A 15391-nucleotide genomic window follows, 5' to 3' on the forward strand; every position below is an offset into this window, starting at 1 on the left:
TATGGACAATTCACTTTATGCTGTGCTTACCGGCGATATCGTGAAATCATCGCGCATGTCGCCCGCTGACCTCAAACGGCTGCCCGAAGCATTGACAACCATTTTCCAATCTATTGATCCCATTTGCAAACCGGCCGGTTTCGCTACCCGCTTCAGTATTTTCAGGGGCGACAGTTTTCAGCTGATCTGCGAACCGGCATGCGCCCTGAAAGCCTGGCTGATTATCAGAACAGGATTGCGCAGTACTTACCCTGCTCCCCTGAGCAGATCAGTGGATGCCCGCATCGGCATCGCTGTCGGAAAAGTAAATCACGTTGCCGGGAATATTACCGAAAGCAGCGGAGAAGTCTTTAACCTTTCGGGCCGGTTGCTTGAAACGCTCAAAGCGCCGCGTCTCACAGGTTTTGTCTCCGAAAACAGGGAAATCAACCGTAACCTGAATGCAGGTCTGATGCTCGCCGAAGACATCCTCCGCAGATGGACCACTTCGCAGTGCCGGATTGTACCGCTCCTGCTTCAATCGCTGAACCAATCCGAAATTGCAAAGGTTACAAAAACAAGACAACCCACCGTAACTGCAAAAATAAACGCGATGGGATGGAACGCAGTTGAACATTGGATGGATTACTATGTCGCGCTATCAAATGAATCCGGTTCATTTACAAACCCTTAAGGCGATAAAAACAAAATATAGCCCTGTAAGGCTATAAAGGCTAATTATAGTGCTGTAAGGCTATAATTATCAATTATAGCCATGTGGGGCTTAACCAATCAACGATCCCGATAAACTGAATTTTGACCATTACCCTGCACAAAATACTATAGGAATGGAAGCAGTTTACCTTTTTGAAACTGATACTGTCTCACTGTTCATCAGACTATTGATTGCTCATTTGGCAGGAGATTTTGTTTTTCAGAAAAAATCATGGATTGAGAACCGCAGGGCCGGCAGGTGGAAATCCCCTTTCCTTTACCTGAACGCGGGCATCGTAACCGTTCTTTCCTGGGCTTTGTCAGGTTACCACCAGGTGTGGGCCATTCCGCTGCTGATCTTTGCCGCCCATGCCTTTACTGATCTGCTGAAGTCATATGCTCCGGACTCGACCGCCATCTTCTATACGGATCAGGCCCTGCACCTCGGGGCCACAATAGTGGCGACAGCGCTATATCTTCCGGTATTGAACGCCGGGTACAGCTGTTGCGGTTTCCTTTTCGGTAATTATCATCTGTGGATTTACATTGGCGCTTATCTTACCGTCCTATGGCCCATGGGCATTTTCATCGCGCAGTTCACAAAGCAATGGCAGGCCGAAAGCAATCAGTCAGGCGGCCTGAAAGATGCGGGTCGTTACATAGGGATGCTCGAAAGGTTACTGATACTCACCTTTATATTTGTGAACCAGTTTCCGGCCATCGGTTTCCTGATCGCAGCCAAATCCATCCTTCGGTTCGGGGATATCCGCGAAAACGGCAACCGGAAAGGGGCTGAATATATCCTTATCGGAACCATGATCAGTTTCGCTGCAGCCATCTTTACCGGAATTGCTGCCAATTACCTCATCAACCTACCGGATTTATGAAAAAAATCGACACAGAACTGATGGATCAGCTGACATACAAAGCCAGGCTATCGCCCCGCAAGCGTATGAACCACAACTTCCACACGGGGCCGGAGGACACCCTGCAACGGTTGCTGAACGCGATGGAACCGGGAACCTATGTGCGGCCGCACAAACACGAAGATCCTGACAAGCGGGAAGTATTTTTCGCCCTTCGTGGCAAACTCTGCCTTGTGCAATTCGACGGGGAAGGCAATATTACCGGCCACGTTGTGCTGAGTCCCGGCGGTCAGGCCGTGGCTGCCGAAATCGCTGAAAGAACATTTCACACCGTGATTTCACTGGAACCGGGATCCATCGCCTATGAAGCCAAGGACGGCCCCTACAATCCGATTGACGACAAGAATTTCGCCCCCTGGGCGCCGGCCGAAAATTCCCCTGAGGCAGCCCTCTACCTGCAGGGACTTATCGGGAAACTTGGCTTGAAGTAAGGTTGTTTTTCCTTATTTTTGCCGCACCGCTGATCAGCCTTCATGTCTGCAAATAATGACGGCAAGCAGTCAGTTGTTATTGTCATGAGTATTACAAAACCTGCCATACCCAAGGGAACCCGCGACTTTTCACCGCTTGAAATGAATCGCAGAAACTACATTTTCGATACCATCCGTTCGGTATTCGGGCAATATGGCTATCAACCCATTGAGACTCCTGCCATGGAGAATCTCTCCACCCTCCTGGGTAAATACGGGGAAGAAGGGGACAAACTATTGTTCCGTATCCTTAATTCCGGTGATTTCCTTTCAGGGGTAGATGAGCACGAACTAAAAAAAGATAATGCAGGACACCTGTCGCATAAAATCAGTGAAAAAGGGCTGCGCTACGACCTCACCGTACCTTTTGCCCGTTACGTGGTACAGCACCGCAACGACATCACCTTCCCCTTCAAACGTTACCAGATTCAACCGGTATGGCGTGCCGACCGTCCGCAGAAAGGACGCTACCGCGAGTTTTACCAGTGCGATGCCGATGTGGTTGGCTCAGATGCCATGATCAATGAAGCCGAGTTGCTGCTGATCGCCGACCAGGTTTTCAGCCGGCTGGGGATAAAGGTGAATATAAAACTCAACAACCGGAAGATCCTGTCAGGCATCGCCGAATTGATCGGATATGCCGATAAGATTACGGACATCACCGTTGCCATAGACAAACTCGATAAAATCGGAGCTGAAAAAGTCAATGAAGAACTCGCCGGAAGGGGAATCAGCAGGGAGGCAATTGAAAAACTGCAACCTGTTCTTCACCTGCAGGGATCTAATACAGAAAAACTCGGAAAACTGAAAGAGCTCCTCTCAGACACTGCCGATGGCCCGAAAGGGATTGAAGAAATCAGCGAAATCCTCGACCTTACAGGCATCATGCACATAGATTCGCCCGTTGAGCTGGACCTTACCCTTGCCCGCGGTCTGAACTACTACACCGGGGCCATTATAGAGGTGAAGGCGGCCGGAGTGGCCATGGGAAGCATCAGCGGAGGCGGACGCTATGATAATCTTACGGGCATTTTCGGACTCCCGGGGATTTCGGGAGTCGGAATTTCATTCGGAGCCGACCGCATCTATGATGTTATGAACGAACTCAACCTTTTCCCGGAAGGGGCATCGGCCACCACCAGGGTATTGTTCGTGAATTTCGGCAGGGAAGAAGAAAAAGTCTGCATCGGTCTGGCTGCTGAATTAAGAAAAAACGGTATCAACACCGAAGTATATCCCGACCAGGCCAAGCTGAAAAAACAATTCTCCTATGCCGATGTGCACCGGATTCCCTGGGTGGTCATTGTCGGTGAAGAGGAAAGGGCCAATGGAAAGGCCGTTCTGAAAAACATGTCATCCGGCGAACAGCAATCTGTGGAAGCCGGCGAATTGATGAATTACATCCGCTGATTATGTTTATTGACTGGAACCTGAAATTCAAGGTAAAAATCAACCGGGCAGGTCTGACGGCGAGAATCAGGGGATAAACCCCGGACTATTCCATCAGTTAACAAAATCAGTCAACAACTTATTCCATTTTCTTATGAATACTTTTGCCATCAGTTCACAGAAGCTGAACCTGGAAACCATTGAACAGATTCTTCAGAACAACACGAAACTCATCCTTTCGGAGGAAGCGAAAACGAAAATTCAGCACTGCCGAGATTATCTCGACAGCAAGCTCGAAAACCACAGCGATCCTATTTACGGCATCACCACGGGTTTCGGATCATTGTGCAATATTCAGATTTCAGCCAGGGACCTCAGCAAACTACAGGAAAACCTGGTGATGTCGCATGCCTGCGGCACCGGCAATGTAGTATCAGATGATATTGTCAGGCTGATGCTGATGCTCAAAGCCCACGCACTTTCGTCGGGCAACTCGGGTGTGCAGGTGCAAACAGTGGAGCGTTTGCTCGATTTTTACAATAATGATGTTCTCCCGGTCGTCTATGAACAGGGGTCACTCGGCGCCTCAGGCGATCTGGCCCCGCTGGCTCATCTCTGCCTGCCGTTGCTGGGCATGGGTGAAGTATCGGTTAAGGGGAAAGTACTTCCGGCCAAAAAAGTCCTGAAACAATTTGGCTGGGAGCCTTTACCGCTGCAGTCGAAAGAGGGCCTGGCCCTGCTCAACGGCACACAGTTTATGGGAGCCCACGCCATTTATATCCTGCTGAAAGCCAAAAAACTCTCTTTGTTCGCCGATATCACAGGAGCCATTTCTCTGGAAGCCTATAATGGCCGGCCGGATCCTTTCATGGAGCAGCTGCACACCATCCGGCCGCATCAGGGCCAGATTGAAACAGCCCGTAATTTCAGGAATATCCTGAACGGCAGCCTTCTGATCAGCCAGCCCGGGAAAAAAGTACAGGACCCGTATTCGTTCCGCTGTATTCCCCAGGTGCATGGTGCCGTTAAAGACACCGTCAGATATGCTGAAAGTGTCGTCCTTACCGAGATCAACGCGGTAACCGACAATCCCACCATCTTCCCCGACGAAGACCTGGTACTTTCAGGCGGAAACTTTCACGGTGAACCCATTGCCTTTGCCCTGGACTTCCTCTCCATCGCCCTCGCCGAGCTTGGCAACATCGCCGAAAGAAGGGTTTACCGGCTGATTGCCGGTCAACGCGGGTTGCCTGAGTTCCTGGTGGCAAAGCCCGGCCTGAACTCCGGCTTTATGATCCCCCAGTACACCGCTGCCAGCATCGTCAGTCAGAACAAGCAACTGGCAACGCCATGCTCGGTCGACTCGATCACTTCATCCAATGAACAGGAAGACCATGTGAGCATGGGCGCCAATGCCGCCACCAAAACCCTGAGGGTAGTGAATAACCTCGAAAAGTTGCTGGCCATCGAACTCTTTGCGGCATCGCAGGCCCTCGAATTCAGGGATGCCACCGCCACCTCCCCTTTCCTGAATGCATTTATTTCGGAATACAGAAGTGCAGTTCCCTTTATTAAAGACGATACCATCATGTACACCGAAATTCAGAAATCAATAGACTTCCTGAAAAATGTGCGCATTGATTTTCCGGCATGATGCCGGAATTAAATAACCTGAAAATCCGGAATTAAAAATTATTCCGGATTTTTTTTTGCAGAATCCGTCCTTTTGCATTCCTTTGATGAAACAAACTAACTCCCGGAGGTATCATGACACTTATTATCAAAGGCAGCGGACTGACCATTGAGGATGTGGTTGACGTCGCACGGCACGGAAAACAGGTTGATCTGCATCCCGAAGCCATTCAGCGCATACAGGCATGCAGGGCCATGCTGGAGAAAAAAATTGTTGCCGGTGAAATTATGTACGGCGTGAATACCGGTATTGGCGAGTTTTCGGAAGTAGTTCTCAATGATGACCAGGTAAAGGAGTTTCAGAAGTACCTGATATACAACCATGCCGCGGGCATCGGCGAAGCCATGCCTGCCGAGCATGTGCGGGGGGCCATGCTGGGCCGCATCAATGTGCATGCCCACGGAAATTCAGGTGTAAGGCCCGAAATCACCATGACACTGGTGGAAATGCTGAACAAAGGCGTTACCCCTTATGTATGCCAGAAAGGATCGGTCGGAGCCAGCGGTGACCTGGCGCCCATGTCGCAGATCGCCCTGCTGATGATGGGTGAAGGGAAGGCATTTTACAAAGGAAAACTGCTGGATGGAAAGGAAGCCATGGAAAAGGCCGGCATCCCCATCCCGGGGCTGAAAGCCCGTGACGGACTGGCCACCATCAACGGGAGCAATGTGCTCACCGCCATGAGTGCCATTTTTCTTTACGATGCCAATAACTGGCTGAAGCAGGCCGAAATCGCTGCTGCCTTGTCATTGGAGGCGCTTAAAGCAAATATGAAACCCTACAATGCCCTGCTGCATGAAGTCCGGGGATTCAAGGGGGCCGTAAGAAGTGCAAACGCCATCCGCCGGTTGGTTGAAGGCGGCGATCTCGCAGAAAACCGCATCAAATGCAAGGTTCAGGATGCATACTCCATGCGTTCCACACCACAGGTGATCGGCGCTGCCCACGATGCCATCGCCTGGGCGAAATCGCAGGTTGAAATTGAACTGAACGGCGTCGGCGACAATCCTATCTTTTTCCCCGACCAGAACCTGCAACTCTCCGGCGCCAACTTCCAGGGAACCCCGGTGGCCGTGCCCATGGATATGGCCGGATCGGTAATTACCATGGTAAGCGTAATGTCAGAACGCAGGATGAACCGCCTCAATAACCCGGCGCTCAGCGTGGGATTACCGGCATTCCTCACCAAAGGCGCAGGCATGTTTTCGGGCCTGATGCTCAGTCAGTATACCGCCGATATGCAGATCGTAGAACAACGCATCCTGAGTATGCCCGCCTCCATTCAATCCATTCCAGCGGCTGCCGATCAGGAAGACTTTGTATCCATGGGCATGAACACTGCCCTTAAGAACAACATGATCCTTGACAATGCCTATGGCATCCTCGGCATTGAATTTATGGCAGCAGCGCAGGCGCTCGATTTCAGGGAATATGCCTTCGGCAGGGGCGTTACCAAAGCCAAAGAAGTAATCCGCCGTCATGTTGAATTTCTCGATATCGACCGCCCGCTCTATAACGATCACAACAAGATGAAAGAGCTGGTGAAATCCTGTGAAATCCTCAACGAGGTGGAAGCAGTTGTCGGTAAACTTGATGGCTGACCCGGCGTTTCCCGTTAAATGTAACCGGTTATCCGGATTGCTTGATAAATCAGGAAATGGCTGCCTTAACATCGCTTTGCAGCGCGCTGCAGTTTCATGACGCTTAATATCTGTGTACCCTGCCATTGTCAAAGAATCACAAAAAAATAAAGTAAAACAAGGTCAGAAAGTTTTGACTGTCCCTAAGATAACATCTTTCTGAAAACTAAAAAGGTCATCATCTCTATGACGGAACAAACGCCTGAAGACAATAAACGACAATTTTATACCGGGAAACGCCCGCCAACACTCACCTTGCTTTGCATTCTATCCTTTATCGGGGGAGGGGGTACGGCCCTTTCGTCGCTGTTTGTGGTGATGGCTTACGACATTATCCCCCTGGCGCTAAAGCAGATGCCCGTGCCTGAAGCTGAATCCATGCTTGAGCTCGTGCAGTCGGCGGGGAAAAACTTCTTTGTGGTTACAGGATTGCTGAACCTGCTTTCACTTACCGGAGCCATCCTGATGTGGAAGCTCCGGAAAACAGGGTTTCATTTTTACACAATTGCCCAACTGCTGTTGCTTGCCGCTCCGCTGCTGATGATAGCAGGATATCAGATTCCGTTTACAACATTCCTTCTGACGGGAACTTTTATCCTTGGATATGGCCTGAATTTAAGGTTTATGAGATAAGTACCTGTTTAAAACCCACTGTTTATAAACAATTTTAACTTTTTTTCAACTACCTGTTGACATTCCGGAGTAATATTCCTTACATTAGCCATGCCGTTTCAAACGGTAAAACAGGTTTTTAAATGAATATACGTTGAGCGACAACCATATTCTACCTAAACATTCCAACAATAACACCCTCTTTTTAAGGGCGCTATGCATTTTTTCGCTGATTATTACAGGTTTCTGGGTCATTATTTACATTGCCTGTTCACTTGGTTTTAACCTTATTGCATCATCTCAGGAATTCTCCAACGCTCACCTGTTCTCCGGTTTCTCTGCCCTCCCTATGATCGGCTTCAGTCTGCTCGCGCTTACCGGAATTATCCTGATGTGGAAACTAAAGAAGCACGGTTTCTATCTCTATTTCGCTGCTCAATTCCTGCTCTTCAACTACCCCCTGCTCGTTTTCGGAACCGAACATTTTGATTTGAACGAATTGTTCTTTTCCTCTGTCTTTATCCTGCTTTTCGGGATAAACCTGAGATACATGAAAAATTAGTTTCGGAATAAACCGGAAATACTTTCGTGCTGGTGGAATTCCAACTCCGGAACTGATGGAATACTTGTAAATCAATGTTACCAATCTAGATATCAATTATTTGGGTCACCAATATAATTTATAAATTGGTCAAAGCATTGATTGTTGCTGATGTTTCGGAAGAAAAAACAATGATTCAACATTAATTATTTGTTAATTTTGTTGTATCAGGTACCGGAATTTATTATAAATTGCACCAACTAATGAAAAACTAACCTAAAAAGGAGGTCCTCTGAGAGAAGTAACACCTTAAAACCAACCAACACCAGTCACGAAATTTTACCTAAACAATTATTGTTTAACATTTTACTCCATTACTGTCCCATTAAAATATTAAAAAGTTCTTTGAAATATTTGAAATTTAGTTAGTTACATGCGTTTTTCGATTAAACGGATTTCAATTTGCACATTTGCAATTCTTAGAAAAAATTGCAAATGCATAAGGATAAATACGTTTTCGCCCAGCTAACATCTTTCTTGGATAGGAATAAGTTCAACTATATTGTCCGCAAATATGACGGGGACAGATATGTTAAACACTTCACTTGTTGGAACCAACTTCTTTCCCTGATGTTCGGACAATTGTCAAACCGTGAAAGTCTCAGGGATTTGGTTGTCGCGCTTGACGCCCATCACTCCAAAGCTTATCATTTGGGTTTGGGCAAGAACGTATCAAAATCATCTCTGGCCAGAGCCAATCAAGACAGGGACTACCGCATCTTTGAAGAGGACGCTTATTATCTGGTAAACGAGGCCAGACATAAACGGGCTTCTGACATCTTCAAACTTGGGGGCAATGTCTACGCTTTTGATTCAACGACGGTTGACTTGTGCCTTTCCGTGTTCTGGTGGGCAAAGTTTCGCAAGAAAAAAGGCGGGATCAAAGTGCATACATTATATGATGTGGAGACAAAGATACCGGCGTTTTTCCATATCACCGAAGCTTCGGCGCACGACTCTACCGCGATGAAAGAAATCCCCTATGAACCAGGATCATATTACATATTTGACCGTGCGTACAACCACTTCAAGATGTTGTACAAGATTCATCGGATAGAAGCTTTCTTCGTTGTCAGGGCAAAGAATAACCTCCAATACAAGACAATCAAATGGAAAAGAAGGTTGCCCAAGAACGTGCTTTCAGATTTAACTGTTGAATTGACGGGGTTTTATCCCAAACAATATTATCCAGAGCAACTTCGATTGGTCAAATATTGGGATGAAGAACAAAAACGCGAGCTGGTATTCTTGACCAACGCCACGCACGTTTCAGCGCTTCAAGTCGCCGAACTTTACAAGAACCGCTGGCAAGTCGAGCTTTTCTTCAAATGGCTGAAGCAACACCTGAAAATCAAGAAATTTTGGGGAACTACAGCAAATGCAGTTCGGATCCAAATCTACGTCGCTATGTGCACGTACTGCCTAGTAGCGATCGTCCAAAAAGACATGCGACTCGACAGAAGTACATACGAGGTCTTGCAGATCTTGGGCATATCATTAACAGATAAAACCAATCTTCTGGATCTGTTCGATAGAACTAAATTTCAAAATGACAAAGAACGTTTTAGGCTTAATGAGCCAAATTTGTTTAATTTTTAATAACGTCCCAGTTTTAATGGGACACTAGTGATTTTACTCATCAAAAACACACACTATGAGAAAATTTGCATTGATGCTTGCACTTTTGATTTTCGCCGGAGTGCAGGTAGTTCTGGCACAAACCACCGTTACAGGTACGGTTTCCAGTTCAGAGGATGGCAAAGGCATTCCCGGAGCTACTGTACTTGTAAAAGGAACAACTGTTGGTCTCACCACCGACATGAGTGGGAAGTACTCCATCAACGTTCCCGCCAGCGGACGTATCCTTCAGTTTTCGTTTGTGGGAATGAAAACCAAAGAGGTAACCATTGGCAATCAGACAGTAATCAATGTAGTCCTTGATCCGGATATTATGGATATCGAAGGAGTTGTTGTTACTGCGCTGGGTATCAGCCGGGAGAAAAAATCTCTGGGTTATGCCGTACAGGATGTAGGCGCTGAAGACCTTACCCGCACAGGCAACAACAGTTTGCTTGGCGCACTGCAGGGAAAAGTAGCCGGTGTCGAAATCAAGCCTTCGAGCGGTATGCCCGGCGCCTCTTCACAGTTTCAGATCAGGGGTGCCCGTTCATTTACCGGAAACAACACACCTTTGTATGTTGTTGATGGAATGCCTATTTCATCAACCCCTGCTTATTCGACAGGAAACAGTGTTACCGGCGCAGACATTTCAAACCGTGCCATTGACATCAACCCCGCCGATATCGAGAGTATCGAAGTCCTCAAAGGACAGGCTGCAGGTGCTTTGTATGGCATCCGTGCTTCCAACGGTGTAATCATTATCACCACCAAAAGCGGTAAAAACAATAAGGTTGGCCGTCCGGTAGTTAACTTCAGTCATACCAGCAGTTTCGATCAGGTTTCAAGAACACCTGATTACCAGACCACCTATGCACAGGGTACCGGTGGAAACTATGTTCCGACCTCTTCTATGTCGTGGGGTCCGAAAATCAACGATCTGCCGAATGATCCCGTTCGCGGAGGAAATGTTGTTAATGACCTCACCAATGAATGGGGATTGCAGGAAGGTAAATTCTATGTGCCCCAGCTTGATCAGGCAGGCCTTAATCCATGGGTTACTCCTCAGGTGTTTAACAACTGGGACGATTACTTCCAGACAGGTTATACCATGGCCAATAACATCAGTATTTCCCAGGCTACCAATGAAGGTAACTTTTCTCTCGGTTTCAGCAATACCGAACAAACCGGTATCGCATTAAATACCGGCATGACCCGTTACAATGTAAGGGCAAATGCCGAAAGAAACCTCAACAAGAATTTCACTACAGGATTTTCAGCCAATTATTCAACAGTAACGATTGACAAGTTATCAGGTGCCAATGACGGTTCATTGGCCGGGGTGCTTGCAGCACCTTCAAGCTATAACCTGAAAGGTTATCCTTACCACAGGCCAGGCGAACCAACCCGTCAGATATATTATCGTGGCGGAAGTTTTGACAATGCTTACTGGGTTGAACACAACAACACCTTCAATGAAAACACCAACCGTTTCTTCGGTAATGCATTCGTCAACTTCAAGACTGAACTCGATGCCAGCAAGTCGCTGAATATCCGGTACCAGGCAGGAGCAGACACCTATACAACCCACTTGCAGGACATCTTCGGCTATGGCAGCAGGGGTAACTCAAGAGGGGTTATTGACAACTATGGTACAACCAATACCATTTTCAACTCCCTGCTTACCGGTGCATTTGACTGGAATATTACCGAGGATTTTGATTTCAATTTTGTGCTTGGTAATGAGATTAACCACGAAAATACCAAAGGTTATACCGAATCCGGCCAGAATTTCAATTTCCCTGGCTGGAACCACATCGGAAATGCCAGCGTTGTAACGGCCAACGAGTCACAATGGGCCAACAGAACTGTCGGTGTATTCGGAAGTTTGTCCCTCTCCTGGAAATCAATGATCTTCCTGAATGCAACAGGCAGAAACGACGTTGTTTCGACTATGCCGAGAGACAACAGGACTTTCTTCTACCCGTCAGTGGGCGCATCATTTGTTGCAACTGAAATGAGTGCCCTCCAGGAAATTGACTGGCTCTCTTATGCTAAAGTCAGGGCTTCATATGCAGAAGTAGGCCAGGCTGGTACTTATTATGAAAACTTCTTCACAATTCCTGCCTATGGTGGCGGTTTCTGGGTTGGCACTCCCATCCAGTATCCGATCGGTGGCATCAGTGCTTATATTCCCAGTGATGAACGTTACGACCCGAACCTGAAACCCCAGAACACCAAATCAACCGAATTCGGTATCGACCTGAAATTTTTCAACAACAGGTTTGGCGTTGATTACACTTTCTCGAAACAGAATGTAACTGATCAGATCTTCCCGGTGCCCCTCGCAGGTTCGACAGGAGCAAGTACACTCGTAATGAACGGCGGCGCTGTAACTACCGATGCGCATGAAATCGTTCTTTATGTCACTCCTATCAAAACCAAGGACTTCACCTGGGATATCAATCTTAACTATACCAAGCTCACCAACATGGTTGACGAACTCGCTCCGGGTGTAGAAAGCATCTTCCTCGGTGGTTTTGTAACTCCCCAGGTGCGTGCAGGTATCGGAAATACCTTCCCGGTTATTTACGGAACATCTTTTGTTCGTGACGATAATGGCAACATCGTTGTTGTTGATAACCCCGGCGCCTGGAATCACGGATTTCCCCAGGCAGGAGACCCCGATGTAATCGGAGAAGTATCCCCTGATTTCATCCTGAATGGTACAACAACACTGAGCTATAAATCATTATCACTGAGTACCGTATTCGAATGGAAACAAGGTGGTGAAATGTATTCAGGTTCAAACGGTCTGCTCGATCTCTATGGTATGTCGGCCGTTACCGAGGACAGGGAATCAACTTTTATCTATCCCGGTGTAAAACCTGATGGTACGCCCAACGATATTGTAAGGGGTGGTCCGAATGATCCGAGAGCCGTTGAGAATCTCTATGCAAACGTATTATCGAATGTAGATGAGTATTACATCCACGAAAATTCATTTGTAAAACTGCGCGAGGTTTCACTGAGGTATCGTCTCCCGAAGAACATCTACAAAACCGCAACTGCTGGTATTTCGCTGTACGCAAGAAACATCCTGATCTGGTCTGCCCTTCGCAACATTGATCCGGAAACTTCACAGGGTAACACCAATATGGGAGGATCCTTTGAAAGGTTCTCTCTGCCCCAGACCACCAGTTATGGCTTTACGATTGATGTAACGTTTTAATCTAAAAAAAGAAAAACCATGAGAAAGATAAAAAATGTCCTGATTCTCGGACTTCTCATCATTACAGCATTTTCTTGTTCAGAAGATGTCATGGATGATATCAACAAAAATGTGAATGACCCAACCGATGTTGCATCAAATCTGATTATTACAGATGTTATGACAAGAACTGCTTTCAACATTACCGGAAGTGATCTTGCATTTTATGCAGCGGTTTACATTGAGCATAGCGTCGGGGTCTGGAATCAGAGCTACAACGCTGAAATCAGGTCGGGTGAACCGGTAAGTGCCACCACCTACAACAACTCCTGGGATGCAATGTACAGAAATCTTGGCGACCTTAAGCTGATCATTGCAAAATGTTCAGAAGGCGGAGCTGAGGAAGGCAATTACCATACCCTGGGTATTGCTCAGGCGTTAAATGCTTACACACTTGCCATACTCACTGATGTGATGGGCGATGTACCCTGGTCCGAAGCACTTCAGCCCGGAGTAGTTTTCACTCCTCAACTTGACAGCCAGGAAGCAATTTACGGCGAAATCATGCAGATGCTGGATGCAGCCATTGAAAACCTGCAGAAGGAAACCGTTTTCCCTTCATTGGGCGGTCAGGACTTCATTTATGGCGGAGACGCCGGTAGCTGGCTGAAATTTGCCTATGGCCTGAAAGCGCGCTATACCATGCGTTTATCACTCAGAAGCCCTGCATATGCTGATGTAATCACTTTTGCAAACCAATCATTCGCCTCGGCTGATGAGGAATGTAAATATGCTTACAATGCTGCTACAACCTTCAGTCCTTTCTACCGCTTCTTTACCGATCGTGACTATTTTGGAGCAAGCCAGAGTTTGGCTGATAAGCTCGCTGCCAGAAACGATCCCAGGGAAGCCATCTTCTGGGAAGCTCATCCTGCAGCAGGTGATTTTGTAATCGCACCCAATGGCAGCCCGGATCAGGTTCAGGGTTACTATGCAATTTCAGCACTTTCGACACCCACCGCTCCGACCTTCCTGCTGAGCTATCATGAGATTGAATTCCTGAAAGCTGAAGCTTATGTAAGGCAGAATAACCTTGATGCTGCCAAAACAGCGCTCCTCAACGGGATTACAGCCGCCTTCCAGAAAGTCAATGTTGGGTTAACCGCAGAAGAAGCTGAAACCTACTATAATGACGAAGTTCTTCCGAAATTCAACGCGAATCCCCTGGCAGAAGTGATGAATCAGAAATATATCGCGTTCTTTGAAGAAGAAGCCGTTGAAGCTTACAACGATTATCGCCGCCTCAAGGCAATGGGTGACAATGTGATTACACTTGCCAACCCATTGAACAACAGCCAGTTTCCTCTTCGCTTCACCTACGGCGCCAGTGATGTTACCACGAACGTGAATGTTCGTAATGCATACGGCGACGGAACATACATTTACTCTGAGAACGTATGGTGGGCAGGTGGTTCACGCTAACATTTTAACAAACAAAAAATAGCTATAATATGAAAACAACCAAGATATTAACATTTCTGGTAGCGATGGTTTTCGCCTTTACATCTTGCGAAACGGAGGTTGAAGATCCGGCAGGTCCAAGAGGTGAAGGTTTTGTACCCTCGATTACTAACTTAAATCCGGCTGTGTTTGATGTGAACGATCCGTCAAATACGTTCGTTCAGTTTGACCTGGATGCTGACCCGAATGTTGTAAGTGAAGTGAAACTGATTGTATCATACAACGGTGACATGAAAAGGGTAGAAGTAAAAACTGTCAATACTTTCCCGCAAAACGTCAAGATCTTCATGCACGAAGCGGTTACTGCACTCGGCATGTCACTTGACGATGTCGGCGCAGGTGACAACTTTACGTTTGAAGCCCTGACCATTCAAGGTGATAAAACCTACAGATCAAGTGCTTCATTCAACGCCGCCGTGGTTTGCGCCTATAACCCTGACAACGTTACCGGTTCATACCGTGCAGTCAGTGCTGACTGGGCTGTTGACGGTACGGTAACCCTTACAGTTGACCCTGAGAATCAGTATATCATTTATGTAGCCGGTTTGGCAGCATTAGATGGATTAACAGAAGACCAGGGCCCGCTAAAGATGGTTGTTAATCCATTGGACTTTACTGTAACTGCTGAAAGAACAGTACTAGCATCGGTTGCCTGGGATTATACAAATATTGCCTATGAGGGATCCGGATTGCTCAACACCTGCGATGGTACCTATGAAATGTTGTATACCATCACAGTTGATCAGGGTTCATTCGGTGCATACGCATTCACCTTAACCAAACAATAGGCCTGATATTCATTCGTTTAGCAATTGAATATCAACACCATAATTGTTTGTTCATTATTGCAGGTTACCCCAGGCAGGCTGTCGCCTCCTGGGGTAATTCTTTTATTCAGTTTCCGGGGATTTTACAGATCGAAAAAATCACCATTTAAATAAGCCGGTTACAGATTCAATAAACAGCGCAAAATCCGTCCGGCAGTTTTTTTTTGCATTGCATTAAAGTATTTGTATTT

12 protein-coding genes are annotated in these 15391 nt (G+C 47.0%); all 12 read left to right on the forward strand.

Annotated features, from left to right (window positions below; all coding sequences use genetic code 11):
• The first annotated feature begins 1 nt into the window (after position 1).
• The 12 genes from TBC1_RS16890 (at position 2) to TBC1_RS16945 (ending at position 15161) form a co-directional block, all read left to right on the forward strand.
• Positions 2-673: a hypothetical protein gene (locus tag TBC1_RS16890; protein WP_062045352.1), complete on the forward strand. Its 672-nt coding sequence runs from the start codon at positions 2-4 to the stop codon at positions 671-673.
• Positions 674-827: 154 nt separating this feature from the next.
• Positions 828-1580, forward strand: coding sequence for a DUF3307 domain-containing protein (locus TBC1_RS16895; protein WP_062045354.1), 753 nt, complete (start codon positions 828-830; stop codon positions 1578-1580).
• The gene (locus TBC1_RS16900) at positions 1577-2050 is read left to right on the forward strand and encodes a WbuC family cupin fold metalloprotein (protein WP_062045356.1); all 474 of its coding nucleotides are present in this window, start codon (positions 1577-1579) and stop codon (positions 2048-2050) included. The genes TBC1_RS16895 and TBC1_RS16900 overlap by 4 nt, the downstream gene beginning before the upstream one ends.
• 84 nt (positions 2051-2134) lie before the next feature.
• Positions 2135-3499 carry a histidine--tRNA ligase gene (gene hisS / locus TBC1_RS16905; RefSeq protein ID WP_062045358.1) on the forward strand — a complete coding sequence of 455 codons (1365 nt, stop codon included), beginning with the start codon at positions 2135-2137 and terminating at the stop codon, positions 3497-3499.
• 133 nt (positions 3500-3632) lie between these two features.
• A complete protein-coding gene (gene hutH / locus TBC1_RS16910) occupies positions 3633-5132 on the forward strand; it encodes a histidine ammonia-lyase (RefSeq protein WP_062045360.1) in 1500 nt (499 codons plus the stop codon).
• Between the two features lie 113 nt (positions 5133-5245).
• Positions 5246-6772: an HAL/PAL/TAL family ammonia-lyase gene (locus tag TBC1_RS16915; RefSeq protein WP_062045361.1), complete on the forward strand. Its 1527-nt coding sequence runs from the start codon at positions 5246-5248 to the stop codon at positions 6770-6772.
• Positions 6773-6997: 225 nt separating this feature from the next.
• On the forward strand, positions 6998-7444 hold the full coding sequence (locus TBC1_RS16920) for a hypothetical protein (RefSeq protein WP_062045363.1): 447 nt from the start codon (positions 6998-7000) through the stop codon (positions 7442-7444).
• A gap of 133 nt (positions 7445-7577) precedes the next feature.
• Positions 7578-7985, forward strand: coding sequence for a hypothetical protein (locus TBC1_RS16925; protein WP_062045365.1), 408 nt, complete (start codon positions 7578-7580; stop codon positions 7983-7985).
• 474 nt (positions 7986-8459) lie between these two features.
• Positions 8460-9623 carry an IS4 family transposase gene (locus TBC1_RS16930; RefSeq protein WP_062045367.1) on the forward strand — a complete coding sequence of 388 codons (1164 nt, stop codon included), beginning with the start codon at positions 8460-8462 and terminating at the stop codon, positions 9621-9623.
• Positions 9624-9678: 55 nt separating this feature from the next.
• Complete coding sequence (locus tag TBC1_RS16935) at positions 9679-12873, forward strand: SusC/RagA family TonB-linked outer membrane protein (protein ID WP_062045369.1); 3195 nt, start codon at positions 9679-9681, stop codon at positions 12871-12873.
• 18 nt (positions 12874-12891) lie between these two features.
• Positions 12892-14334, forward strand: a complete 1443-nt coding sequence (locus TBC1_RS16940; protein ID WP_062045371.1) for a SusD/RagB family nutrient-binding outer membrane lipoprotein — start codon at positions 12892-12894, stop codon at positions 14332-14334.
• 29 nt (positions 14335-14363) lie between these two features.
• Entirely contained in the window at positions 14364-15161 is a 798-nt protein-coding gene (locus tag TBC1_RS16945; RefSeq protein ID WP_137305838.1) for a hypothetical protein, read from the forward strand.
• The last annotated feature ends 230 nt before the right edge of the window (positions 15162-15391 follow it).

Source organism: Lentimicrobium saccharophilum (assembly GCF_001192835.1).
Lineage (GTDB): Bacteria > Bacteroidota > Bacteroidia > Bacteroidales > Lentimicrobiaceae > Lentimicrobium > Lentimicrobium saccharophilum.